Source organism: Embleya scabrispora, from assembly GCF_002024165.1.
GTDB classification, from domain to species: domain Bacteria; phylum Actinomycetota; class Actinomycetes; order Streptomycetales; family Streptomycetaceae; genus Embleya; species Embleya scabrispora_A.
In genome coordinates, this window is sequence record NZ_MWQN01000001.1 from 5,213,966 (window position 1) to 5,238,829 (window position 24,864).

General features: G+C 72.0%; 21 protein-coding genes and 2 pseudogenes. 9 read left to right on the forward strand and 14 right to left on the reverse strand.

What is annotated here, in order from left to right; all coding sequences use genetic code 11:
- Window positions 1-15: 15 nt before the first annotated feature.
- On the reverse strand, window positions 16-1,296 hold the full coding sequence (locus tag B4N89_RS23140) for a hypothetical protein (RefSeq protein ID WP_078977736.1): 1,281 nt from the start codon (window positions 1,294-1,296) through the stop codon (window positions 16-18).
- A gap of 147 nt (window positions 1,297-1,443) precedes the next feature.
- Between B4N89_RS23140 and B4N89_RS23145 the strand changes: the two genes are divergently transcribed.
- Complete coding sequence (locus B4N89_RS23145) at window positions 1,444-2,529, forward strand: amidohydrolase family protein (RefSeq protein WP_201260886.1); 1,086 nt, start codon at window positions 1,444-1,446, stop codon at window positions 2,527-2,529.
- Window positions 2,530-2,548: 19 nt separating this feature from the next.
- Here B4N89_RS23145 and B4N89_RS23150 read toward each other — a convergent pair whose 3' ends face one another.
- The 5 genes from B4N89_RS23150 to B4N89_RS23165 all read right to left on the reverse strand — a co-directional run bounded on the left by B4N89_RS23150 (window position 2,549) and on the right by B4N89_RS23165 (window position 7,328).
- Window positions 2,549-3,004 carry a DUF6924 domain-containing protein gene (locus B4N89_RS23150; protein WP_143658056.1) on the reverse strand — a complete coding sequence of 152 codons (456 nt, stop codon included), beginning with the start codon at window positions 3,002-3,004 and terminating at the stop codon, window positions 2,549-2,551.
- Window positions 3,005-3,422: 418 nt separating this feature from the next.
- Window positions 3,423-4,103 (reverse strand): ABC transporter ATP-binding protein, encoded by a 681-nt coding sequence (locus B4N89_RS23155; RefSeq protein WP_078977738.1) that lies wholly within the window; start codon window positions 4,101-4,103, stop codon window positions 3,423-3,425.
- Complete coding sequence (locus B4N89_RS47830) at window positions 4,103-4,843, reverse strand: ABC transporter ATP-binding protein (protein WP_101897149.1); 741 nt, start codon at window positions 4,841-4,843, stop codon at window positions 4,103-4,105. The genes B4N89_RS23155 and B4N89_RS47830 overlap by 1 nt, the downstream gene beginning before the upstream one ends.
- Window positions 4,840-6,762 (reverse strand): ABC transporter permease subunit, encoded by a 1,923-nt coding sequence (locus tag B4N89_RS23160; RefSeq protein WP_101897150.1) that lies wholly within the window; start codon window positions 6,760-6,762, stop codon window positions 4,840-4,842. The genes B4N89_RS47830 and B4N89_RS23160 overlap by 4 nt, the downstream gene beginning before the upstream one ends.
- Before the next feature lie 5 nt (window positions 6,763-6,767).
- Window positions 6,768-7,328, reverse strand: a complete 561-nt coding sequence (locus tag B4N89_RS23165; protein ID WP_235618737.1) for a hypothetical protein — start codon at window positions 7,326-7,328, stop codon at window positions 6,768-6,770.
- Window positions 7,329-7,630: 302 nt separating this feature from the next.
- Between B4N89_RS23165 and B4N89_RS49915 the strand changes: the two genes are divergently transcribed.
- The 3 genes and pseudogenes from B4N89_RS49915 to B4N89_RS51580 all read left to right on the forward strand — a co-directional run.
- Entirely contained in the window at window positions 7,631-8,284 is a 654-nt protein-coding gene (locus tag B4N89_RS49915; protein WP_078977739.1) for a hypothetical protein, read from the forward strand.
- A 56-nt stretch (window positions 8,285-8,340) separates the two neighbouring features.
- Window positions 8,341-9,726 carry an ABC transporter substrate-binding protein gene (locus B4N89_RS23175; RefSeq protein WP_235618738.1) on the forward strand — a complete coding sequence of 462 codons (1,386 nt, stop codon included), beginning with the start codon at window positions 8,341-8,343 and terminating at the stop codon, window positions 9,724-9,726.
- Between the two features lie 68 nt (window positions 9,727-9,794).
- Window positions 9,795-10,070 (forward strand): annotated as a pseudogene (locus tag B4N89_RS51580) (UTRA domain-containing protein); the annotation flags it as partial.
- Window positions 10,071-10,139: 69 nt separating this feature from the next.
- Here the strand turns inward: B4N89_RS51580 and B4N89_RS23185 are convergent.
- Window positions 10,140-11,114 carry a D-alanyl-D-alanine carboxypeptidase family protein gene (locus B4N89_RS23185; RefSeq protein ID WP_143658057.1) on the reverse strand — a complete coding sequence of 325 codons (975 nt, stop codon included), beginning with the start codon at window positions 11,112-11,114 and terminating at the stop codon, window positions 10,140-10,142.
- Between the two features lie 205 nt (window positions 11,115-11,319).
- Between B4N89_RS23185 and moaA the strand changes: the two genes are divergently transcribed.
- A complete protein-coding gene (gene moaA, locus B4N89_RS23190) occupies window positions 11,320-12,327 on the forward strand; it encodes a GTP 3',8-cyclase MoaA (protein WP_078977740.1) in 1,008 nt (335 codons plus the stop codon).
- Window positions 12,328-12,372: 45 nt separating this feature from the next.
- On the opposite strand, the gene B4N89_RS23195 is transcribed toward moaA, so the two are convergent.
- The 5 genes and pseudogenes from B4N89_RS23195 to B4N89_RS23215 all read right to left on the reverse strand — a co-directional run bounded on the left by B4N89_RS23195 (window position 12,373) and on the right by B4N89_RS23215 (window position 17,366).
- The gene (locus tag B4N89_RS23195) at window positions 12,373-12,630 is read right to left on the reverse strand and encodes a hypothetical protein (RefSeq protein WP_078977741.1); all 258 of its coding nucleotides are present in this window, start codon (window positions 12,628-12,630) and stop codon (window positions 12,373-12,375) included.
- Between the two features lie 519 nt (window positions 12,631-13,149).
- A pseudogene (locus tag B4N89_RS53395) lies at window positions 13,150-13,455 on the reverse strand (DUF3099 domain-containing protein); the annotation flags it as partial.
- 113 nt (window positions 13,456-13,568) lie between these two features.
- Window positions 13,569-14,108, reverse strand: coding sequence for an RNA 2'-phosphotransferase (locus B4N89_RS23205; RefSeq protein ID WP_078979564.1), 540 nt, complete (start codon window positions 14,106-14,108; stop codon window positions 13,569-13,571).
- A 328-nt stretch (window positions 14,109-14,436) separates the two neighbouring features.
- The gene (locus B4N89_RS23210; protein ID WP_078977743.1) at window positions 14,437-15,846 is read right to left on the reverse strand and encodes a metallopeptidase TldD-related protein; all 1,410 of its coding nucleotides are present in this window, start codon (window positions 15,844-15,846) and stop codon (window positions 14,437-14,439) included.
- Window positions 15,843-17,366, reverse strand: a complete 1,524-nt coding sequence (locus B4N89_RS23215; protein WP_078979565.1) for a TldD/PmbA family protein — start codon at window positions 17,364-17,366, stop codon at window positions 15,843-15,845. The genes B4N89_RS23210 and B4N89_RS23215 overlap by 4 nt, the downstream gene beginning before the upstream one ends.
- Before the next feature lie 417 nt (window positions 17,367-17,783).
- On the opposite strand from B4N89_RS23215, the gene fabG reads away from it, so the two are divergent.
- Window positions 17,784-18,488 carry a 3-oxoacyl-[acyl-carrier-protein] reductase gene (gene fabG / locus B4N89_RS23220; RefSeq protein WP_078977744.1) on the forward strand — a complete coding sequence of 235 codons (705 nt, stop codon included), beginning with the start codon at window positions 17,784-17,786 and terminating at the stop codon, window positions 18,486-18,488.
- A 4-nt stretch (window positions 18,489-18,492) separates the two neighbouring features.
- Complete coding sequence (gene fabI / locus B4N89_RS23225; RefSeq protein WP_078977745.1) at window positions 18,493-19,272, forward strand: enoyl-ACP reductase FabI; 780 nt, start codon at window positions 18,493-18,495, stop codon at window positions 19,270-19,272.
- Between the two features lie 252 nt (window positions 19,273-19,524).
- On the opposite strand, the gene B4N89_RS23230 is transcribed toward fabI, so the two are convergent.
- The gene (locus B4N89_RS23230) at window positions 19,525-19,818 is read right to left on the reverse strand and encodes a hypothetical protein (protein ID WP_143658058.1); all 294 of its coding nucleotides are present in this window, start codon (window positions 19,816-19,818) and stop codon (window positions 19,525-19,527) included.
- Window positions 19,819-20,283: 465 nt separating this feature from the next.
- On the opposite strand from B4N89_RS23230, the gene B4N89_RS23235 reads away from it, so the two are divergent.
- Together B4N89_RS23235 and B4N89_RS23240 are read left to right on the forward strand one after the other, a co-directional pair.
- A complete protein-coding gene (locus B4N89_RS23235) occupies window positions 20,284-22,632 on the forward strand; it encodes an MMPL family transporter (RefSeq protein WP_078977747.1) in 2,349 nt (782 codons plus the stop codon).
- A gap of 154 nt (window positions 22,633-22,786) precedes the next feature.
- The gene (locus tag B4N89_RS23240; RefSeq protein ID WP_078977748.1) at window positions 22,787-23,302 is read left to right on the forward strand and encodes a SixA phosphatase family protein; all 516 of its coding nucleotides are present in this window, start codon (window positions 22,787-22,789) and stop codon (window positions 23,300-23,302) included.
- 364 nt (window positions 23,303-23,666) lie between these two features.
- Here the strand turns inward: B4N89_RS23240 and serB are convergent, their stop codons facing one another.
- Window positions 23,667-24,851, reverse strand: a complete 1,185-nt coding sequence (gene serB / locus B4N89_RS23245; RefSeq protein WP_078977749.1) for a phosphoserine phosphatase SerB — start codon at window positions 24,849-24,851, stop codon at window positions 23,667-23,669.
- Window positions 24,852-24,864: the final 13 nt, after the last annotated feature.

Genomic DNA, 24,864 nt, shown 5'->3' on the forward strand with positions numbered 1-24,864 from the left:
GCCGCCGTCCCCGCCCTAGGCGAACCGCGAACTACGCACCGGACCGGGCGAGTCGACCCGGTCGCGTGTCCCCGACAGCCACGTGCCGGCGACGGTTCGGGTGAACGTGCCCAGCGCCTCGTCGGGGTCGGCCGGCGCGTCGTCGTCGCCGGCGTGGTCATACGGCCCGGCGCGTAGCACCTCGGCCGCGTGGTCCGCTTCGGGGCGGGTGTCGGCCCCGTCCCCCACGCCGCCGTCCGGCCGGGCGAACAGCTGTTCCTCCCATGGTGCGTTGCCGTACTGGCGCAGCAGTCCCGAGACGTCCGCGGAGACCGCGGGCGGCTGTGTCCAGCACGTGGCGTGCTCGTACAGCACCTGCCCGGGGGCACGTTCGCGAAGCGTCGCGCACACCTCGGGGGCGAGATCCTCCAGGCGGTACGCGACGACGAGGGTGTCCGGGCGGGTGGGGGTGTACGACACGGTGGGCACGCCCAGCAGGTCCGCGGCGGCGAGGCCCATGATGCGGCCGCCCCGGTCGTCGAGGAGGGACACCGTCGTGGGCGCGACGCCGGCCGCTTCGAGGACGAGCACCAGGCGTCGCAGACCGTGCAGGCAGGACGTGTGGTCGTCCTGGTGCATCGCATAGCGGCCGGTCATGCCGGCGGTGAAGCCGTACGGGGACAGCGTGGTCAGTACGCCGCCGGTCAGCGCGAACTGCCGACCGCGCAGGTCGAGATGGTCGAGGGCACCGGCCCGCGAAGCGGCGTCGGCGCGGTTCGGCATGCGGCTGACCCGGCCGTACGCCCAGGTCCACCTGTCCTCGTCGGGTGCCGGCAGGGCGGCCGCGTGTCGGCGGGCGCGGGTGAGGTCGCCGCCGAGGATCGAGTTGTAGACCAGCAGGTAGCGGTCGGGCCACGCACGCAGCTCGGCCTCGTGGGCTTCGAGGAGGGCGACGGCCTCGCCGTGGCGTGCCTCCGCCTCGTACGCCGCCACCAACTCGTTGCGCACGCCCGCCGAGCCGGGCACCCGGCGGACCGCTTCGGCGAGTGGGGGGATCGCGGCGAACGCGATGCCGCGCTCGACGCACGCGTAGCCGAGTTCGTACAGACGTTCAGGGCTCGCCGGTTGTGCGACGGCCTGCTCGGCCGCCTTGGCCAGGTCGGCGAAGCCGGCCAGTCGCGCCGCCTTCTCCAGCGCCCGTGCCAGTTCGCCGAGGGGGACGGTGGCCGCCACGCCACGCAAACCGCGGATCGCGCCCGGGATGTCACCCGTCTCCAGGCACTGCCACACCCGGTCGAGATCGTTGTCGGTGTTCATGGGGGACGAGCCTTCGACACGGGGTGCGGCCGGCACAACCGGATCAGCCGTGCGTGGGCGGGCCTTCGGCCTCAGCCACAGCCTCGGGTTCGGGGTCGGGTGTTCGGGGAGGTGGGGTCGGGGGCGGGCAGGTCGTAGGGTCTCGGCATGACCGTGCTGCACGTGAAGGGCCGCGTTCTGGTCGGCCCCGAGGATGTCCGTGACGAGATGTGGGTGATCGGCGGGCGGATCACCTTCGAGCGGCCGACGTCGCTCGCCGTCGACGCCACGTTGGAGGGGTGGGTACTGCCCGGCCTGGTCGACGCGCACTGCCATGTCGGGATCGACGCGCACGGCGCGGTCGACGCGCCGACCGCCGAGCGCCAGGCGATCACCGACCGGGACGCGGGCGCGCTGCTGCTGCGCGACGCGGGCTCGGCCGCCGACACCCGCTGGATCGACGGCCGCGAGGACCTGCCCCGGCTGATCCGCGCGGGGCGGCATCTGGCCCGGCCCAAGCGCTACATCCGCAACTACGCGCACGAGATCGAGCCGGGTGACCTGACCGCGTTCGTGATCCAGGAGGCCCGGCGCGGCGACGGCTGGGTCAAGCTGGTCGGAGACTGGATCGACCGGGACACCGGGGACCTGGCGCCGCTGTGGCCCAAGGACGCGCTCCAGGCGGCGATCGCCGCCGCGCACGCCGAGGGCGCCCGGGTCACCGCGCACTGCTTCGCCGAGAACTCGCTTCCGGACCTGGTGGAGGCGGGCATCGACTGCATCGAACACGCCACCGGGTTGACCGAGGACCTGATCCCGCTGTTCGCCGAGCGGGGCGTGGCGATCGTGCCGACGCTGGTCAACATCGCCACCTTCCCAGGGATCGCCGACCAGGCGGGCGCCAAGTTCCCGACCTACGCCGCGCACATGCGCGCGCTGCACGCCAACCGCTATGCCACGGTGCGGGCCGCCTACGACGCGGGCATCCCGATCTTCGTGGGCACGGACGCGGGCGGCTCGCTGCCGCACGGCCTGGTCGCCGACGAGGTCGCGGAGCTGGTCGCGGCCGGCATCCCGGCGCGCGACGCGCTGTCCGCCGCGTGCTGGTCCGCCCGCCGCTGGCTCGGCCGGGACGCGATCGCCGAGGGCGCGTCGGCCGACGTGGTGGTGTATTCGGCCGATCCACGGGCCGACGTCGGCGTGTTGGCCGACCCGCGCGCGGTGGTGTTGCGGGGCACGGTGATGCCGCGCTGACGGGTCGCGACGCCCACCGTCAGCACCGCAGCACGCCGTCGGGGTCGGCATGGGCGACCCTGGCGAATTCCGCGAAGAACAGGTTCGCGTCGGCGAGGTTGGCCTGCACGTTGTGCGTGGCGGCCGGCAGGATCCGGAACGCGCGCGGGGACGCGATGTCGATCGGGTCCGGGTCCTCCTCGTCGTATCGGGGGTCGAGCGCGAGCAGCGCATGATCGTCGCACCCCATGGTGTGCGGGTCGGCGACGAAAAGCACGAACGTGTGCGCGTCGTGTCGAGCTGCGGCCACGATGTCGTCGGGCTCGGCGTCCGCCCAGGCGGGATCGTCGACGAGCAGCACGATCGCCGGCCTGTCGTCGGCCGGCCCCCAGGGTTTCGCCAACTCCGCCATCACGTCGGTCCACGCCGCGTCGTTGGTGTGGTCGGTTCTGATCACCACGACCGTGTACGCGTGGTGTGGCTCGATCTCGGGCAACGCACCGATCTCCCCTCGGCAGTCCACGCGCGACCCTGGCACTCGCCACCGACAACCGCACGCCTGCACGCCCTGCGACCGTGGCCGAAATCCGCCCCCGCGCGGGGCCGCCGGAGTGATTCGGCGACACTCCGTCCCCGCCCGGTCGTTGAACGCCGTGTCCGTCGACGTGATTCGACGGGCGCGGCGTCGGGGCGCAAGACCTCGGGGCCGGCGCAGCGAAAGGCAGCCCCCGTGCGAGGTTCGGCCCTGATCGCCCCCAACCCCGATCCACACCACCGCCGTCCCTTCGGCATGGTGCCCCTGCCCTACCCGGTGCCCGAGACCCCCGGCCCCACCCCCGCCGCACCCCTGGGCCATCCACCGGGGACCACACTCGACACGCCGGAGCCCTGGTATCGCGCCGACGGGTGTTGACCTACGTGCGACGGGCGCTGTCCGGGTGGGACTCGTATTCGGTCGGGTCGCCTCTGAAGGTGACGGTGCCTCGGCTGAGGGCGTAGACGACCTCGGCGCGGCGCAGGGCCTCGCCCGTGTGCTGTTCGACCAGGATCACCGTGCGCTCGGCCGTGGCCAGGGCGGCCACCACGCCGTACAGGTGGGCCGCCACGCGGGGGGCCAGGCCCTGGCTGAGTTCGTCCAGGAGCAGGAGCCTGGCGGGGGTGAGCAGGGCCCGGCTCACCGCGAGCATCTGCTGCTCGCCGCCGGAGAGCGTGCCGGCCCGCTGCCTCAGCCGATCGGCCAGCACCGGGAACGCGGTCAGGGCCGGCGCCACGTCGCGGCCGTCGGCGAACAGGCGCAGGTTGTCGGCCACGCTCAGGCCGGCGAACACCCCGCCCCGCTCGGGGATCAGGGTCAGGCCGGCGCGGGCGCGGCGGTCGGCGGGCCAGGCGGTGACGTCCACACCGTCCCAGGTGATCGTGCCGGCGGTGGGCCGGACCAGCCCGGCCAGCGTGTCGAGGAGCGTGCTGCGACCGGAGCCGTTGCGGCCGACCAGCGCGGTGACGGCGCCGGCGGGGAAGTCCAGGTCGACGCCGTGCAGCGCCTCGACCGGGCCGTGCCGGACCCGAAGTCCGCCGACTGACAGGGTGATCGGCATCAGAGGTACACCTCCCGGGCCCGCGCGTCGCGCCGGATCTCGTCCGGGGTGCCGGCCGCGACGATCCGGCCCGCGGCCATCACGTGCACCGTGTCGGCCACCCCGAACACCAGGTCCATGTCGTGTTCGACCAGCAGGATCGCCAGGCCGTCGGCGGCCAGCGCGCGCAGTTCGCGGCGCAGCCGCTCGGTCTGCGCGTCGTCGAGTCCGCTGGCCGGCTCGTCCAGGAGCAGTACCGACGGGGACGCCGCGAGCGCGCGCGCCAATTCGACCATCCGCAGTATCGCGGCCGGGAGTTCGCCGGCCCGGGTGTACGCGTGTTCGGTGAGCGCGAGCCGGTCGAGCGCCGCCTCCACCGCGTCCCCGGTCCGTCCTCGGGCGGGATCGGGCAGGCCGAGCAGGCGGGCCGGGGCGGAGGATCCGGACCGGTTCTCCGCGGCCACCCGCAGGTTGTCCACCACCGTCAGGCTGGGAAAGATCGACACCGCCTGGAACGTGCGGGCCAGCCCGAGCCGGGCCCGCCGGTGCGCGGGCAGCCGGGTCACGTCGCGCGTGCCCAGGTACACCCGCCCGGCATCGACACGCCCACCCGCCAGGCAGTCGAACAGGGTGCTCTTGCCCGCCCCGTTCGGCCCGATCACCGCCGTCACCACGCCCGACGGCACGGTCAGGTCGACCCCGTCCACGGCCCGCAGCCCGCCGAACCGGCGAACCACCCCCTGGGCCCGCAGCGCGCTCACCCGCCCACCTCCGCCCGGCTCGCGCGCACCCGCTCGCGCAGGGTGCGCCCCAGCGGGCCGAGCCGGACCGGCGGGGGCGGCGGCGCGGGCACCGGCGCCGGCCCCGCGGCCAGGCGCAGGAGGGTCGCCGGGACGCCGCCGGGCATCCGGGACAGCAGCACCGCCAGGCCGCCGATCACGATCGTGGACATGCCGGCCGTGGCGGCCGCGTCCAGGGCGACCACCAGGCCGGCGGCCAACACCGCGCCGGCCGCGCTGTCCACGCCGAACACCACCACCGCGGCGAACCAGACCAGGCCGAGCACCGGGTCGAAGGCCGCCGCGTCGAAGGCGCGCCCGCCCATCCCGAGCAGCGCGCCGCCGAGCCCGGCCACGCCGGCGCTGACCGCGAAGACGAAGACCTTGGCCGAGGAGACGTCCACGCCGGCCGCCGCCGCGCCGCGCTCGTGGTCGCGGACCGCGACCAGCATCCGCCCGAGCCGGCTCACGTGCAGCCGGCGGACCACAAGGAGCACCAGTACGAGGCAGGCCAACTCCAGGGCGTAGAAGGAGCGTTCCCCGTCGAACGGCCACGGGTGGTCGAGTGCGAGGTCGGTGGTGAAGCGCGGCTGGGCGAAGACGAACCGGCTGACCACCGCGGCCACCGCGAAGGTGGTCAGCGCCAGGGTCAGCCCGCGCCGCCGGATCGCCGGCCACCCGGTCAGCAGGCCCACCGGCACCACCAGGAGCGCGGCCAGGAGCAGCGCGAGCAGGGCCGGGACGCCCCGCCCGGTCAGCTGCGCCGCGAACAACGCGCCGAGTCCGGCGAAGCCGGCCTGGCCGAGCGAGATCTGGCCGGCGTATCCGGTGAGCATCACCAGCGACACGAACACGATCGCCATCGCCGGCACCTGCTGCGCGACCCGCAGATGTTCCGTGCCCAGCGCGAGCGGCGCCGCGGCGACCGCGACGAACGGCACCCACCAGCCCACCGGCGCGCTCTCCCCGTGCCCGGTCCCTATCCGGGCGCCGGCCGCGCGTTCCGGGTCGGGGCCGCCGACCTCGACCATGCGGGGCAGTACCAGGAGCGCGACCAGCATCACCACCACGAACAGGTTCGCCTGGAGCGCCTGGATAAGTCCCCACGAGTCGGGTTCGAGCCGGGACAACTCGCTCTGCCCCACCCCGATCGCCAACGCCGCCAGGATCGCCACCGGCAGACTGGCCAGCCGGGCCACCACCGCGACGCCGATCGTCTCCAGGACGAGCAGGGTCAGGCCGTACGGATCCAGCCGCAGGTGCGGCGCGAGCAACACGCCGGTCAGCCCCGCCAGCATCGACCCGAAGGCCCACCCGGCCGCGGCGACGCGATCGGCCGGCACCCCGGACAACTCGGCCAGGGCCCGTCGGTCCACCACCGCGCGCAGCCGCACACCGAAGCGGGTGAACCGGGTGACGACGGCGACCAGTACGGCGACCGCGGCCACCACGCCCAGTTCGACCAGCGTCCCCTTGGCCACCGACGTGTCGCCGGGCAGGCCGACCGTGCCCGTCGGCACGATCGAGGGCGGATCGAGCCGGGCCTGGGTGCCCCAGGCCAGCGTGGCCACGCCGACCAGGAGCACGAACACGCCCAGCGAGGCGACCAGCATCCGGGCCGGACCGGCCCCCTCGCGGTGCAGACCGCGAAAGACGAAGCGCTCCAGGACCAGGCCGAGCGCCGGCGCCACCACGCCCACGTCGAGCAGTACCGCCGCCCACAGCGGCCAGCCCCACACGCGCACCTGCTGCCAGACGAGGTAGGCCACGATCATCGCGAGTGCGCCGAAGGACAGGTTGAACACGCCGGTGGCCCGGTAGGAGGTGATCATCCCGACCGCCGCGAGCGCCGCGATCGCGCCCACGCCCAGCCCGGCGAGCGCCAGTTCGACGGTGAGCACGGCGCTCAGCCGTCGGCGCCGGGCGCGCTCGGCCCGTCGGTCCCGGCATCGCCCCCGAAGGCCCCGTCCGACCGTCCACCGGCCGCACCGCGAGCGCTCGAACCCGCCGCCGGGCCGGGATCGCACAACCGGCACGGCCGCAGGTCCCGATCCCGCACCGCCGCCGCATCCACCGGCGTCACCCCGTTCTTGCCCCGCACCAGCGAGCACCCGCTCCGGTGATAGCGCGCTCCGCCCGGAACCGTCACCCACGCCGCCCCGGCGCCCACCTCGGCCGCCGCGTCGGTCGGCTCCGGCTCGACCAGCAGCTCGTACAGCCGGCCCATCATCCGCCGCAACTCCGCGTTCTCCACGCTCGTCCCGGCGGCGGCCTCCGCCGTCCCGCGCCGGGTCCCCACCACGAGTACCGCGCCCGCGACGATCAGCGCCGCGCCCGGAATGGTGGCCGAGGCCAGGTAGGGCAGTTGGCGCGCCTCGTACCGTTCACCCGACACGCCGTACCACCCCACCGCGCACAGCAGCGCCCCGCACAACCCGACGAACCAGCCGCCGTGCGTGCGCGCCAACCGCCGCAAACCCTCGATGGCCGGGGGCGCGGCGGCCGTACGCTGTCTTTCGGCAAGGGAGTTCGCCTTTCCCGTGGAACCTGCCGAGTTCGTCGAACCTGCCATATGGTCCACCCGTCGAGTCCGCCCGATTGCGTATCGGTGCCTCAGCGTAGTTCGCCGGGATCTGGTCATACGGCCCGGAACACGATTGGATACCGAGTCGCGCATGGCAACATGACTTGCCGGTAACCCAGGTACTACCTGGCTACATCAACAGCAACAGGACGCCGGGCGACCGGCGGAACGGGTGGTGAACGCACGTGAGCGTGGACTTGATCAACGAGCGGGCCAAGCGGAACGGCACCGGTGCGGGTCGGCGCAAGGGCGCGCGCCGTGCGCTGCTGGCCCTGCCGCTGGTGGCGGTGCTGGTGATGTCCGGGTGTAGCAGCGACGACGACAAGGACGACAAGAAGGACGCCAAGGCGTCCCAGTCGGCGAGCGCGCCGGCGGCGGGTGGCCAGACCAGCGCCGCGACTCCGCCGGCCACCGCCTCGTCGCCCGCCACCGCGGGCGGCAGCAGCGGCGCCCCCTCGACCGGCGGCGGCTCGACCACGTTGACCGGCGAGGAGAAGAAGGTCGCCGACAACTGGGACAAGCTGTTCGACAACGCCCAGCCGCTCGACGCGCGCAAGGCGGTTTTGGAGAACGCGGACAAGATGGGCGCGCTCGTCGAGACGCTCGCCAACGACCCGCTGGCCAAGTCGGTCACCTCCAAGACCACCGCGGTCAAGATCAACGGCGACACCGCGGACGTCACGTTCGACATCCTGCTCGCCGGCACCCCGGCGCTGCCCGGCCAGAACGGCAAGGCGGTCAAGCAGGACGGTACCTGGAAGGTCAGCCTGGGCACCGTCTGCACGCTGGTCGGCGCGCTCAAGCCGGGCACCGTCGCCCCGGGTTGCCCGACGGCCTGACGCCCCACTCCGCACGGGCGGGTTCCCCGCCGACCCCGGGTCACCGAGGAGCACGCATGCATCGTCGTATCCACGGACGGCGCATGCCGTGCGCCTCGGTGGCCCTGGTGCTGTCCGGCGTGTTGTGCGCGGTCGCCGCGCTGACCGGGTGCGGTTCGCGGCTGCCGGAGCGCGACTTCCGCGAGGATCGTGCTCCGGCACCCGCGTCCGCCGCCGCGGTGCCGAACACCAACACCGCGTCCGACGTGGGCGTCACGCCCACGGAGATCACCGTGGGCATGATCGACACCGTCCAAGGGGTGCTCGGCAACGAGACGTTCTCCGGGCCGATGTACGGCGCCCAGGCCTATTTCAAGGCGCTCAACGACCGCGGCGGGGTGAACGGGCGCCGGGTGAAGGTGTCCGCCTGCGACGACAACGGCTACGGCGTGGCCAACCAGCGCTGCGCCCGCCGACTGGTCGAGGACGACAAGGTGTTCGCCTTCGCGGGCAACAGCATCTACAGCTACAACGCCGCCCAGTACGTCAGCGACAAGGGCGTGCCCGACGTCGGCGGGCAGCCGATCGGGACCGCGTACGAGACGTACCCGCACCTGTACTCGATCTACGGATCGCGCGCGCCACGCGACGGCAAGGTGGGCTGGGACGGCCGGCTGTACGCGAGCACCGAGGTCTACCGCTACTTCAAGGAGAAACTCGGCGCCCGCACCGCCGCCGTGGTGTCGTACAACCAGGCCGACTCCGCGCGCTACGCGCAGACCGTCGCCGACGGGCTGCGCTCCGAGGGCTACACGGTCGTCGAGAAGCAGGTCGACTTCGCGCTGCCGAACTTCGCCGCCGCGGTGGTGGACATGCGCAGCAAGGGCGTCGACATCGTCTTCGACGCGGTGGACACGCGCGGCAACGTCGAACTGTGCAAGGCGATGGACGGCAGCGACCTGCGGGTGACCGCCAAGGTGACCAACGTGCAGAACTGGAACGCCCGCGTCGGCGAGGACTTCAAGGCGTCCCCGACCTGCCGCAACAGCATCTACGCGACCGGCAACAGCCGGGGCTACACGGACACCGGGCAGCCCGCGGTGGCCGAGTTCCGGGCCGCGATGAAGAAGTACTTCCCCGACCGCGAGGACAAGCTCTCCCAGTGGGAACTGGAGGGCTGGGCCTCGGCGATGTGGCTCACCGACGCGATCGCCTCGTGCGGCGCCAAGGTGACCCGGGCCTGCGTCGAGGGCTTCGTCAACCGCCCCGAGGGCTACGACGCGCACGGCCTGCTGATCCCGGTCGACTTCAAGGCCGAACCGGTCGACCGCGTCGCCGCACCCACCCGCACCTGCTTCGACGTGGCCCGCTGGCAGGACGGCGCCCCGGGCGGCTGGATCGCCCAGGTGCCGGACATGACCACGAACTGCTTCGACGTACCGTCCCTGCCGTACAAACCGTGAGCCCGGATCGCCGTCAACGCCCTTCGGCGCCGGCTCGGCGAGCGCAGTTGCGACCCGAGCGGGCCGAGCTGGTCGCAGGTTCGGCGATCACGCACACCGACACCGGGCCCGGCGGGACCTGTGCGCGACTGGCCGAACCCGGTGCGGCGCCGGCCCACTTCCAGGAGCAGGTGCGTGCCCGGATGCCAACCAGGGCCGAGGCGGAACAACTCGGGCTCGCCGCCGGGGTGCCGGTGGTGCCGGTGTGTCGGACGGCCTTTGCCGCCGATCGCCGGGTCGTCGAGGTCAACAGCATGGTGATGGACGCCGGCTCGTCCATCCTGGAATACGACTTCGACGCCTGACACGCCGCGCCGCAAACGCGACGCGCGCGGAAGCCGGTCGGCTTCCGCGCGCGTGGGTTCGGGTGGGGGTCAGTCGGCGTCGAGGGCGCTGGGGAGGCGGGCCGGGCAGCCGTTGGTGTACGAGGCGTTGTACTCGAAGTGCCATTCCTCGTTGTCGTACATCCGGCACCAGCCGTACTTGCTGCCCTTGGCCTGGAGCCAGGCCTGGGCGTTGGCCGGGTAGATGTCCACCGCGACGCCCCGGACGTGCATCGACTTCTCCGGCGGCAGCACCCAGTGCAGCGCCGCCTCGCGCGAGCCGACCTCGGCGATCTTGTCGTCCAGGAGCTTTTGCTGGTGCGCCCAGCCGCGTTTGCCGGAGTTCAGGTTCAGCTTGATGCCCTCGGCCGCCATCGCCTTGTCGATCTTTTGCCACGCGGCGTACGCGGCCGGGGTGAGCGCCTTCGGGTCCTTGGGCGCGTCCTTGTCGTTGGCGGGCGGCTTGGCGGTGCTCGAAGCGGTCGATTTCGGCGGCTTGGTCGTCGCCGACGTGCTCGACGAGGAGCCGGTGGAGGGTGCGTTCGTGGGAGCCGTCTGGGTGTTCGGGGCCTGCTCGGGGTTCGGCGTCACCTGCGCGCCCACCGAGTCCGCCCGGTCCTTCTTGTCGTCGTCGCCACCGCCGAGGAACAACACCGCGCCGGCCCCGGCCCCGCCGAGGATCAGCGCGCCCGCCAGGCTCCAGGCCACCAGCTTGCCGCGCCGGCGCCGCGTCGGCGCAGGCGCGTCGGCGGGAACCGGTCGGGGCGGCTCGGCGACCGGCGCGGCCGAACCGACGGGCGGCTGCTCACGCGTGTACCAGTCGGCCGGAACCGGCGTGGTCTCCGCGTCGAACCTGCCCGGCGTACCGGGTATGCCGGGTGCGCCGGGCGGCTGCGATCCGGGTGGACCGGCCGCGTGCCCCGAGCCCGAACTGTGCTGTTCCCACGAGGTGTCCAGGAAGTGCGCTCCGTCGGGTGTGCCCCCTTCGTCGGGCTGTGGTTCTCCGCTGCCCGCTGCGTGTCTCACTGGTGAAGCCTCCTCGTAGTGAGCCTGGATCCTCTCGCGGATCACGCGCGCCGAGCGAGCCACGGTTGTCCCGACCCGTGTGGGATACACCACTGCAACCGTTCCGGCGTTCGGCTCGTAGCCTGGGGAGCACCGGTCGGAGCAACCCGCGTAACCTGGGAAGCTTGCCGCAAGGGACCGACCGCACGGAGGAGAGGGGTCGAAGGTGAGCACGCACCACCGCACCGGAGGACTCGTCGACGGTTTCGGTCGCATGGCGACCGACCTGCGGGTGTCGCTGACCGACCGCTGCAACCTGCGGTGCACGTACTGCATGCCCGAAGAGGGGCTGGACTGGCTGGCCAAACCCGAGCTGCTGACCGGCGAGGAGATCTCCCGCCTGGTACGGATCGCGGTGACCATGCTCGGTGTGCGCGAGGTCCGCTTCACCGGCGGCGAGCCGCTGCTGCGCCGCGAGCTGGTCGACATCGTCCGTGCGGCCGCCGCCCTGGAGCCGCGCCCGACGTTGTCCGTCACCACCAACGGGATCGGCCTGGCCCGCCTGGCGCCCACGTTGCGCGAGGTCGGCCTGGACCGGGTCAACGTCTCCCTGGACACCCTCGATCCGGCCCGCTTCAAGGCGATGACCCGCCGCGACCGGCACGCCGACGTGGTGGCCGGGTTGGCCGCCGCGGTCGACGCCGGGCTCGGCCCGGTCAAGGTCAACACCGTGCTGATGCGCGGGGTGAACGACGACGAGGCCGCCGCGCTGCTGGCGTGGTGTCTGGAGCGCGGCTACGAACTGCGCTTCATCGAGCAGATGCCGCTGGACGCGCAGCACGGCTGGCAGCGCTCGGAGATGATCACCGCCGGGGAGATCCTGACCGCGCTGCGCGCCGCCTTCCGGCTCGACCCCGAGTTCGGGCGCGGCAGCGACCCCGCCGAGCGCTGGCTCGTGGACGGCGGCCCGGGCACGGTGGGCGTGATCGGCTCGGTCACCCGCCCGTTCTGCGAGGCGTGCGACCGGACCCGGCTGACCGCCGACGGGCAGATCCGCAATTGCCTGTTCGCGCGCGAGGAGTCCGATCTGCGCGCGGCGCTGCGCGGCGGTGCGGACGACGCGGAGATCGCCGACCGCTGGCGCGCCGCGATGTGGACGAAGAAGGCCGGCGCGGGAATCGACGACCCGGAGTTCCTCCAGCCCGACCGCCCCATGTCCGCTATCGGCGGCTGACCCGCCGGCGTCGTCGGACGCCGACGCGCTCTCGCGCGACGCCTCTCAGGACCGCTCGGACGCCGATTCGCCCGGGGACTCGGGCTCGTGCCAATCGGCGAACGCCACCGTGTCCTTGAGGAATCCGCGAATCCCCAGAAACTGGGCCAAATGCTCACGGTGCTCGTCGCACGCGAGCCACGTCTTGCGCCGTTCCGGGGTATGCAGCTTGGGGTTGTTCCAGGCCAGAACCCACCGGGCGTCGGCGCGGCAACCCTTCGCCGAACAGATCGGTCGACCGGGATCGGCGGGGGTGGGAAACATGCCCACCAGTGTCGCAGACGAGGCCGTTCACTCCGGCGCGGTGCCCGTTCCGAGGAACTGACCCTGTGTCAGGCGCCAACCGGAGCGCTGCTCTCAGTAAGCAACAGGCTGGTGCGGTATCGCCCTGCGGATCCACCTGCGGACCGGCGAAAGACCCCGGACACGGGCGATGCCGGGCAGCCACGGGGGGAGCCGCCCGGCATCGCGTCGGTCGCTCCGACGGGGGATACGGAGCACGTTTCGAAGTATGGCACGTCCGGCCGGCGGTTGAAGCACCAACCCGCGTAGCGCTTGCCGCTAATTTTTGACGCTGTGCGAAGGGGCACCCTTCGGGTCACCGATGTGGCCCCGATCGGCACCCTCGGGGTCACCGTGCGTATCCGAATCCGTGTGCGACAAAAGGTCGGTCGGTTCCGCGCCGGCCGCCGGCGGGGTACCGACGGTCGTCGTCCACGAGTCCTCGGAGTGTGTGTGCAACGTCTCCCGCTCGGCGCTCGTGAGCACCGCGCCGGGCGGCGGCTCCAGCGCCTTGGGTGGCAGCGGCGGTACGAACTGCGCCTGCACCGGCGCGTTCGAGGTGGGTTCGCGACCCGCGTTGGCCAGCACCACCGCGATATAGGGCAGGAACAGCGCGCCGGCGACCAATATCCACCGCCACGGCGACGGGGTGAACACCGCCGCCACGAAGCACACGGTGCGGATCGACATCGAGATGACATACCGGCGTTGGCGCCCGGCGACGTCCTCGGTCAGTCCCTTGCGCGCACCACTGATCTGGAATACCGCGCCCTTGGTGTTTTTCACGGTCCCACCGTCTCCGCCCATGTGACCACACACTCGTCCGCATCCTCACGGTACGCCCGCGTGTGCCCCGCACCGAGACCGGGGGCGGGAGCTTTGCCGTGAGCTGACCCGAGTGGGGGATGTGCCGGGTACGGTCAGTCGCGCCGGTCCAGGTACTCCGGCGGCACCGCCGGGACCAGCCAGACGCCGTTGTCCGAGCGGCGGAACGTATGCCCGTCGGCGACCATGCGCTCGGCCCGCACCGCGAACACCACCGGCCGACCGCGCCGCGCGCCCACCCGGCGCGCCGTCTCCACGTCGACGGACAGGTGCACGTCGTGCCGCTCCATCGGCCGCAGCCCCTCGACCGAAATCGCGGTCGCACTCCGGGCGTTCGTCCCGTGGAAGAGCACGGCGGGCGGCACCGCCTCGACCAGCCCCAGGTCCACCGCGACGGTGTGGCCCTGACTGGCCCGGATCCGGGTCCCGTCGGCGGAGAATGCGAACCGCCGCTTGTCGTTCTCCGCGACCACACGTTCGAGCTGCGCGCGCGACAACGCCACCCCGTGCGCGGCGCAGGCCGCGAGCAACACATCCACCTCGACCCACCCGGCCTCGTCCAGGACGATCCCGAGCCGCTCGGGCTGATGCCGCAGATGCCGGGAGAGATACTTCGAAATCTTGACGATGTTCATGATGAACCCCAACAAAATCACGAAGCCGCACGAGGGCACACCGATTTTCCCGCGAGCCGACCAACGCGGGACGCCGAACCACAGCCCCGCCCCCTCGGGGCACCGAACAATCAGCCGATCCGGCGCTCGAGGACAGCGGGCCGCAGGCCACGCCGAACCGCAGCCTCGGCACGGGGGGCACCGAACAAGCAGCCCGTCCGGCGTTTGAGGACACCCGGCCGGAGGCCACCGCCCAACGGCGGCCTCCGGCGCTCGGGGAGCCCGAAACCCCTCAGCCCGTCCGGCGCTCGAGGACAAGGCGGGCCGCAGGCCGGCCCGCCCCGACCCGCTACTGCGCCCGACTCGGCGACGACATGTTGAAGTCCCGCACCCGCAGGGCCGGCATCGCCGCCCGCGTGAACCAGTCACCCCACTCGCGCGGATACGTACGCTCGGTCCGCCCCGCCTCGACGGCCCGCCCCAACACGTCCACCGGCGACTCGTTGAATCGGAAGTTGTTCACCGCCCCGACCACCTCGCCACCCTCCACCAGGTACACCCCGTCCCGGGTCAACCCCGTGAGCAGCAGCGTCTGCGGATCCACCTCGCGGATATACCAGAGGCACGTCAGCAGCAGCCCGCGCTCGGTCGACGCGACCATCTCCGCCAACGTCGGCCCGCCCGCCGGCGCGTCCAGGATCAGGTTGTCGATCTCCGGCGCGACCGCGAGCCCGGTCAGCTCGGCGGTGTGCCGGTTGGTCGACAGCGCGGTGAGCACGCCGTCGGTGACCCAGTTCGTACGCTCCAGCGGCAGCCCGTTGTCGAACACCGACGCCGTGTCGCTCGACGCGTGCGCGATGGTGAACGGCGCGCTCTCCAGACCCGGGTGGTTCGGGTCGCTGTACAGGGTCAGCGGCAGCTCGGTGAGCCGGTCGCCGACCCGCGTGCCGCCACCCGGCTTGCTGAAGACCGTACGGCCCTCGTGCGCGTCCCGGGCGCCGCCCTGCCAGTACATGTAGACCATCAGGTCCGCGACCGCCGACGGCGGCAGCAGGGTCTCGTAGCGGCCCGCGGGCAGGTCGATCGTGCGGGTCGCCCAGGACAGCCGCTCGGCGAGGTCCGCGTCCAGCGCCGCCAGGTCCACGTCCCGGAAGTCGCGCGTCGGCGTGCCGCCCCACGCGGACCGGGTCAGGTCGCCCGACTTGGCGTTCAACTCGACGTGCCCGGTGGGCTGGTCGTGCCGGCGCCGCAGCCCGGCGGAGGTGCCCACATAGCTGGAGGTCAGCTGGTGCGAGGCGAAGCCGTACAGCAGCCGGTCCGCCTCCCGGGCCCGGCCGAACGCGGCGCCCAGCTCCGGCGCGAAGTCCGCGAACACGCCGATGGACGTCTGCGCCGGCGCCTCGGCGAAGCCGTCGTCCGGGCCGCCCGAGGCCCCCAGGAGCGGTCTCGCGTCCTCGGCCGGACCGGCTTCACGGGCCGCCGCCTCCGCGGCCCGTACCAGGCCCTCCAGCCGATCCACCGTCACGCCGCTGCGCGAGACCGTCCCGGACGCGGTGCCCTCGGTGCCCGCGACCGTGGCCACCACGGTCACCCGCCGACCCCGCGTCTCGCCGTTGGTGGTCAGCGCGTTGCCCGCCCAGCGCAGGTTCGCCGCCGAGGTCTCCTCGGCGATCACCACGCAGCCGTCCGCCTTCGACAGCGCCAACGCCCGCTCGACCGTCTCGTCCGGCCGCGTCACCACGGTCTGCCCGCCGCTCATCGACCCGCCTCCTGAACCGTGTTGAGGACCTTCACGCCGCGGAACAGCGCCGACGGACACCCGTGGCTGACCGCCGCGACCTGCCCGGGCTGCGCCTTGCCGCAGTTGAAGGCGCCGCCGAGGACGTAGGTACCGGGTCCGCCGACCGCCTCCATCGAGCCCCAGAAGTCGGTCGTGGTGGCCTGGTAGGCGAAGTCCTTGACCTGCCCGACGATCCGGCCGTCCTCGATCAGGTAGGCCCGCTGGCCGGTGAACTGGAAGTTGTAGCGCTGCATGTCGATCGACCACGACTTGTCGCCGACGATGTACAGGCCGCGGTGCACCCGGCCGATCAGCTCGGCGGTGGACAGGTCGTCCGCGCCCGGTTGCAGCGAGACGTTGGCCATGCGCTGCACCGGGACGTGCCCGGGGGAGTCGGCGAAGGCGCAGCCGTTGGAGCGGCCCAACCCCTGCATCAGCGCCATCCGCCGGTCCAGCTGATAGCCGGTCAGCACGCCGCCGGTGACCAGGTCCCAGCTCTGCGTGGCCACACCCTCGTCGTCGAAGCCGATGGTGGCCAGGCCGTGTTGCACGGTGCGGTCGCCGGTGACGTGCATCACCGGTGAGCCGTACCGGAGCTTGTTCAGCTGGTCGAAGGTGGCGAACGAGGTGCCCGCGTAGGCGGCCTCGTAGCCGAGCGCGCGGTCCAACTCGGTGGCGTGCCCGATCGACTCGTGGATGGTCAGCCACAGGTTGCTCGGGTCGATCACCAGGTCGTACTCGCCGGCCTCGACGCTCGGCGCCTTGACCCGCTCGGCGAGCAGGCCCGGCAGCGACGCCAGCTCCTCGTCCCAGTCCCAGCCCACACTCTTGACGTACTCCCAGCCCCGACCGACCGGCGGCGCGATGGTGCGCATCGTCTCGTAGGCGCCGGACTCGCGGTCCACCGCGATCACGGTCAGCTGGGGGTGTATCCGCACCCGCTGCTGCGTGGTCGTGGTGCCGGCCGAGTCGGCGTAGAACTTGTTCTCCTGGACCACCATGCAGGTGGCGTCCACGTGGTCCACGCCGTCGGCGGCCAGCAGTTCGCGGCTCCACCGGGCCAACAGGGCGATCCGCTCGGCCTCGGGCACGTCGAACGGGTTGATCCGGTACGCCGAGATCCACGTCTCGTCGGCGTGTACCGGCTCCTCCGCCAGCGCCACCGTCTCGCCCGCGCCGGCCGCCTCGCTCACCGAGCGGGACACGCGCGCGACCGCGACGGCCTGCTCGGCGACGTACGCCGCCGCCTCGGGAGTCAGATCCACACCCGCCGCGAAGCCCCACGCCCCGTCGTGCACGACCCGGACCGCGAAGCCCACGTCGGTGGTGTCCACGGACGAGTCGGTCCGCCCGTCGCGCAGCCGGAAGGACGCGTCTCGTACGCGCTCGAAGCGGAAGTCCGCGTGTTCGGCGCCCAGTTCCCCGGCTCGGGACAGGGCCGCGGCGGCCAGCTCCCGAAGGGGATAGGCGAGGAACGTCGGATCGATCTCGTTGGGCACCCATTCCTCCATACGTTCGGCCTGTCGGCTCGCGTCGTTCAGTCAACCAGACACGCCGTCGCCGGCATTCCGGTCTCCCGGAAGGACCGGTCGTGTGCTCGGACGGGTCTTGCGCCCGGGCAACCGGAACGAAACATGCCGGAGGCAGGCCGGCCGGATTCCGCCGGTGCCCGAAGGGTGGAGGGGGTCGTTCCGTTTTCCGTCGGTCTTGTGGGGTTCCCACAAGGAACCATTCGGGGACGCTGTCCCGGACCGGATTCCCCTTACCCCGGGGTAGCCCGATAGCGTCATCGTGACGCGAGTCGAGGTCTGCCCGGGCGGCACCCGGGCGTGCGTGAGCACGGCCGGGGACGGTCGGGGAACAGTCGGCGATATTCGGGGACACCCCGGAACATCCCAGAACAGAGGAGTGATCCGTTGAGCCGGTCCGTACTGGTCACGGGAGGAAACCGGGGCATCGGCCTGGCCATCGCCCGGGCCTTCGCCGCCGACGGCGACAAGGTCGCGATCACGTATCGCTCCGGCGAGCCCCCGGAGGGGCTGCTCGGCGTGCGGTGCGACATCACCGACGGCGAGCAGGTCGAGCAGGCGTTCAAGGAGGTCGAGGCCGCGCACGGCCCGGTCGAGGTGCTGATCGCCAACGCCGGCATCACCCGGGACACGCTCCTGCTCCGGATGAGCGAGGAGGACTTCACCAGCGTCGTCGACACCAACCTCACCGGCACGTTCCGCGTGGTCAAGCGGGCGAGCAAGGGCATGTTGCGGGCCCGCAAGGGACGCATCGTGCTGATCTCGTCGGTGGTCGGGCTGTCCGGTTCGCCGGGGCAGGCCAACTACGCGGCCTCCAAGGCCGGTCTGGTCGGCTTCGCCCGTTCGATCGCCCGCGAACTGGGCTCGCGCAACATCACCGCGAACGTGGTGGCGCCGGGCTTCGTGGACACCGCGATGACCGAGGTGCTGGGCGAGGAGCGCAAGGCGCAGATCCTCAAGGAGATCCCGCTGGCGCGCTACGCCGACGTGGACGAGGTGGCCGGCGTGGTCCGGTTCCTCACCTCCGACGCCGCGTCGTACATCACCGGAGCCGTCATCCCTGTGGACGGCGGACTTGGAATGGGGCACTGAACTCATGGGCGACCTGCTTGCGGGCAAGCGCATTCTCGTCACCGGCGTCATCACCGACGCCTCCCTCGGCTTCCACGTCGCCAAGCGGGCCCAGGAGGAGGGCGCCGAGGTCGTACTGACCGGATTCGGCCGCCTCTCGCTGGTCAACCGCATCGCGAACCGGCTGCCGAAGCCGGCCCCGGTGATCGAACTGGACGTGACGAACGCCGAACACCTCGCGGCACTCGCGGACAACGTACGCGCGCACGTGCCGGCCCTGGACGGCGTCGTGCACTCGATCGCGTTCGGCCCGAAGGACGCCCTCGGCGGCAACTTCCTCAACACCGAGTGGCCCGACGTGGCCACCGCGGTGGAGGTCTCGGCGTACTCGCTGAAGTCGCTGACGATGGCCTGTCTGCCGCTCCTGGAGGCGAACAAGGGGCGCGGCGGCTCGGTGGTCGGCCTCGACTTCGACGCGCAGGTGGCGTGGCCGGGCTACGACTGGATGGGTGTGGCCAAGGCCGCGCTCGAGTCGACCTCGCGCTACCTGGCCAAGTACCTGGGCGAGAAGAACATCCGGGTCAACCTGATCTCCTCGGGCCCGGTCAAGACGATGGCCGCGAACAGCATCCCGGGCTTCGAGAAGTTCGAGGGCGTCTGGAACGAGAAGGCCCCGCTGGGCTGGGACCTGCGCGACTCGGACCCGGCCGCGCGGGGCGTGTGCGCGCTGCTGTCCGACTGGTTCCCGAAGACCACGGGCGAGGTCATCCACGTCGACGGCGGCCTGCACGCGATCGGCGCGTAGCCGCGCTTCGCGCGGTCCCTTGCACGGTCGACGATCCGTCATGGGCGCCGACGCGCCGACGCGTGGCGGCCTCGGAGGAGCAGCCGACGCGTCCACAGCCCGATCACCCGGCCGACCAGGCCGGGGGGTCGGGCTGTGGCATTTGTTGTGGGCCGCGGGGCCGCATGGGCACGCCGACGGCATACGCCGGCGGCGGGCGCCGCGACTCCGATCGCGAACGTCACGGCCCGGCGGGTGGGCGGAGGACCGCGCTCAACCGGTCGCGGCGGCGATCGTCGCCGCGATGCCGATCAGGACCGTGATCAGCAGCATGATGCCCAGGATGCCGCCCAGTTGTCTGGCGGAGGACTTGTTCGGGTCCGGTGGTGCCAGCACCGTCTGCCGGATCCCGTCGTCGCCGGACTCGGCGGCCTTGCGGGCCAGGATCTCGTTGCGCGCGTCGGACCGCGCGACTTCCTCCGCGTGCGTGCGCTCCTCGCGGGCCCTGCGGGCCGCCATCGCCCGCTCGTACCGCGCCTTCGAGGATTCGCCGGATGTAGCAGCCATGCGGACGAGTTTCGCAGACCGGCGCCGGCGGGCCGGCGGAGGGTGAGCCCGGTACCCGGTTCGCCACCTGCCTCGGTACGCGTGGGCCGGCACCCGGCTCGGCGTCCGCCCCGGAGCCGGCCGCTCACGCGTTCGCCTGCCCGTATCGGGAACTCCGGCCGGCTGCCCGGGCGTTGTGCACACGTGTAGGCCCCCCACACGAGTGATGCCTTCCTCGGAAGATCGTTTTGCCATCGCCGCAGGTCACAGGGGCGTCCGGGGAACGTTCCCCTTACACGTATCCCGGTATGCCCCGAGTGATCACCAACTCCCTCCTTCTCAGGGGTGGGGCCAGCCCTACTACGCAGGGGTGTCTGCCCCCCCACCCGAAACACCGGTCCGCAGGATGTGGGCCCCGGTCCCCCGCCAATAGCGTTTCCGTGTCGAGGAAAACCTTCGGCAGCGGAGAACATAGGAGCGGGGACCATGGCATCCAGGCGCAATTTGGCCGCCTCGATCGGTGGCTGGAGTGCACAGCATCGGAAAACGGCGGTATTCGGGTGGCTGCTGTTCGTGGTCCTCGCCGTGGTGATCGGCGGTATGAGCGGGACGGACAAGATCACCGACGCCGAGCGCGGGGTGGGGGAGTCGGGCCGCGCGGCACGCATCATCGACGACGCGGGCATCAGTGAGCCCGCCGGCGAGATGATCCTGGTGCGCAGCGACAAACTCGTCGCTCAGGACGCGAAGTTCCGCGCGGCGGTGGAGGACGTGATCAACCGCGTCAACGCCACGCAGATCAAGGACAAGGGCCCCGCCACCCAGCACATGCGCTCTCCGTACGCCGGACAGGGCGGCATCTCGTCCGACAAGCACTCGGCGCTGATCCAGTTCGACATGGCCGGGGACAGCGAGAAGGCCGTCGACAACATCCAGCCGGTCCTGGACGCGGTGGCCGCGGCCCGCGGCGCGCACCCGGACGTGGCCATCGAGCAGTTCGGTGACGCCAGCGGCGACAAGTGGTTCAAGGACACCATCGCCAAGGACTTCACCCGCGCCGAATGGACCGCCGTCCCGCTCGCGCTCGGCATCCTGCTCGTCGCGTTCGGCGCCGTGGTCGCCGCCCTGCTGCCGGTGGCCCTCGCGCTCACCGCGTTCATCGCCGCGGGCGGCCTGCTCGCGCTGAGCAGCCACCTGATGCCGGTGGGCGACAACGCGCAGTCGGTGATGTTGCTGATCGGCCTGGCCGTCGGCGTCGACTACTGCATGTTCTACCTGCGCCGGGAGCGGGAGGAGCGGGCCAAGGGCCGCGACCCCGAGACCGCGCTGCGGATCGCCGCCGCCACCTCCGGCCGGTCGGTGCTCATCTCCGGCATCACCGTGATCGTCGCGATGGCCGGCATGTTGCTCTCCGGTCTGAGCGAGTTCGAGTCGATGGCCTCCGCGACCATCCTGGTCGTGCTCACCGCGGTGCTCGGTTCGCTCACCGTGCTGCCCGCGCTGCTGTCGATGCTCGGCGACAAGGTGGACTTCGGCAAGATCCCCGGGCTGGCCAAGATGCGTCGTCCCACCGGCGGCAGCAAGGTCTGGGGCAAGATCCTGGGCGTGGTCCTCACCCGTCCCCGGGCCACCGCGGTGCTTGCCGGCGGTCTGTTGATCGCGCTGACCATCCCGGTGGTGGGCATGAAGACCGCCCAGCTGCCGCTCGACAAGGAACTGCCCACCGACCTGTCCATCGTGCAGACCTACCAGCACATCGAGAAGGCCTTCCCCGGCGGGCCGGCGCCCGCCCAGGTCGTGGTCAAGACCAAGAACCCGGACGACCCGAAGCTGGCCGCGGCCTGGGACGACTTCCGCCGCGCCGCGGTGGCCTCCGGCAAGATGCACGAGCCGATCGAGGTCGAGCGCCAGGGCACCACGAACATCTTCAAGATCTCCGTACCGCTCGCCGGCGGCGGCCTCGACAAGACCAGCAACGACGCCCTGGCCACGCTGCGGGACAAGGTCGTGCCGGAGACCCTGAACAAGGTCGACAACGTCCAGGACGCCCCGGTCACCGGCAACACCGCGGGCAACAAGGACTTCAACGACAAGCTCGGCGCGGCCCGGCTGCCGATCTTCGCCTTCGTGCTCGGCTTCGCGTTCCTGCTCATGCTGGTGTCGTTCCGCTCGATCGCCATCGCGGCCACCGCGATCGTGCTCAACCTGCTGTCGGTGGGCGCGGCGTACGGTGTGATGACGCTGGTCTTCCAGCACGGCTACGGCGACTTCCTGATCGGCACCGACGCACCGGGGGCGGTCGTCTCCTGGATCCCGATGTTCCTGTTCGTGATCCTGTTCGGCCTGTCGATGGACTACCACGTGTTCGTGGTCTCCCGGATCCGTGAGGCCTACGACAAGGGCATGAACACCAAGGAAGCCGTGTCGCACGGGATTCGCACCACCGCCGGTGTGGTGACCAGCGCGGCGACGATCATGGTCGCGGTGTTCGCGGTCTTCGGCACCCTGTCGATGCAGTCGATGAAGCAGTTCGGTGTCGGCCTCGCGGTCGCGGTCCTGCTCGACGCCACGATCATCCGCGGTCTGCTGCTGCCGGCCGTGATGAGCCTGCTCGGCGACCACAACTGGTACCTGCCGCGCTGGCTGAACTGGCTGCCGCAGATGGACCACGGCGACGAGGCGGTCGACGTGCCGGCCCCGGCCGGCGAGCCGGTTCCGGCCTACGCCTCGGCGAACGGCTACCCGGCGCCCGGCTACGAGCCGGTGTACCCGGGGACCGGATACGACGAGAGCGTGTCCTCCTCGCGGCGGATCCCCCGCCCGCCGGCCGGCTGACCGCCCGCCACCTCCGCGGATAGCACGGGTCGGGACCGGATACTCGGTCCCGACCCGTCGTGCGTGTCGGCGCCGGCCGTCCGATTCGGCCGGCGCGGAGAACGGAAGCACCGACCCGCAGTGCACAACGGCCGATGTCTGAGAGGCTGAACCCATGGCATCCCACCGACAGCGCAATCTTGTGGTGATGAGGCACGCGAAGGCCGAGTGGCCCGACGGGCCGGACCACGAGCGACCCCTCGCCGAACGCGGCCGCAAGGACGCCGCCGAGACCGGGCACCGGCTGCTCGCCGGCGGCATCACCCCGGACCTGGTGGTGTGCTCCCCGGCGGTGCGCACCCGCGAGACCTGGCGGCTGGTCGGCAAGGTCTACGACCACAAGCCGCACACCGTCTACGACGAGCGGGTCTACGAGGCGAGCGCGCAGGCGCTCCTGTACCTCGTGCAGGAGACCCCCGACGAGGTCGACACGCTGCTGCTGATCGGGCACAACCCTGGAGTGGCCACGCTGGTCAACGCGTTGGCCGGCAGCGGTGAGGACGACACGCTCGTGCGGCTGCGGGAGAAGTACCCGACCTCGGCGGTGGCCGTACTCAGCCTGCACACCCCGTGGTCCGACCTCCAGGAACGCTCGGCCCACCTGACCAGATTCACCACCCCGGCCGGCTGACCGCACCGCTGCCCCAAACCGCCGGACCGGCCCCCAGCCGGTCCGGCCCCGAGAGCCGCTCCGGCACCCCCAGCAGTCCGGCCTTCAAAGCCGCTCTGGCCTCCAAAACCGCTCCGGCACCCCCAGCGGCCCGGCCCGCAAGACCGCTCCGGCGCCCCCAACCGGTCTGGCAGCCAAAGCCGCTCCGGCGCCCGTAACGGTCCGGCCCCGCAAGCCGCTCCGGACCCCTGAGCCGCTCCGGCACATCCAGCCCGTCCGGCGTCTGAGGACAAGCTTTTCAGCCCGTCCGGCGTTTGAGGACGGCCCACCCCGGCTCGGGAAGACCCAGGTACGCGGTCGACCCGACCCGGTCGGCCGCACGGCGCTATGCGTCGGCCGCGTCGGCCGCCTCGATCTCGTCCCGCGTGACCCCGAGCAGGAACAACACGGTGTCCAGAAACGGCACATTGACCGCCGTGTCCGCGGCCTCCCGAACCACCGGCTTCGCGTTGAACGCCACCCCGAGCCCCGCGGCATTGAGCATGTCCAGGTCGTTCGCCCCGTCACCGATCGCGACGGTGGCCGTCAACGGCACCCCGGCGTCCGCCGCGAAGCCGCGCAACAGCCGTGCCTTGCCCGCCCGGTCGACGATCTCGCCGACCACCCGCCCGGTGAGTTTGCCGTCGACCACCTCGAGGGTGTTCGCCGCGCTGTAGTCCAGCCCCAGCTTGTCCACCAGCGCGTCGGTGACCTGGGTGAATCCGCCCGAGACGATGCCGACCTTGTAGCCGAGCCGCTTCAGCGTCCGCACCAGCGTGCGCGCCCCGCGCGTGAGGACGACCTGCTCGCGCACCCGGTCGATGGCGTTCTCGTCCAGCCCCGCGAGCAGCGCCACCCGGGCCCGCAGCGACTCGGCGAAGTCCAGCTCGCCGCGCATCGCGGCGGAGGTGACCTCGGCCACCTCGTCCAGACAGCCCGCGTGCTCGGCGAGCAGTTCGATCACCTCGCCCTGGATCAGGGTCGAGTCGACGTCCATCACGATCAGCCGCTTGGCCCGGCGCCGCAGCCCCGACGGCTGGACCGCGACGTCCACCCCGCGCTCGGCCGCCTCGATGGCCAGTTCGAGCCGCAACTTGTCGGTTTCCACGCCGGAGACCTGGAGCTCGATGGCGGTCACCGGATACTTGGCGAGTCGGAAGATCCGGTCGATGTTGGCGCCGGCGTTCGCGATCCGGTGCGCTATCCCGGCGAACGCGTCCGGCTCCAGCGGGTGGCCGAGCACGGTGACGTGCGAGCGGCCCTCGCCGCGCGGGCGGTTGTCGCCGACGCCGGACAGGATCTCCGCCTCCAGGCGCTCCCCGTCCGCCCAGCGGTGCACACCGGCCCGCAGTCGGCCCTCGTCGGTCGGCGTGGTGATCAGGACGCACAGCGTGAGCCGGCCCCGAGTGACGGTCTGCTCGACGTCGACGACCTCGACGGTGTGGCCGGCCAGGACATCGAAAAGGCTCGCCGTCACCCCCGGTCGGTCCTTGCCGAAGATCTTGACGAGAAGAGTGCGCGGCGCATTCATGATGCTTCACGGT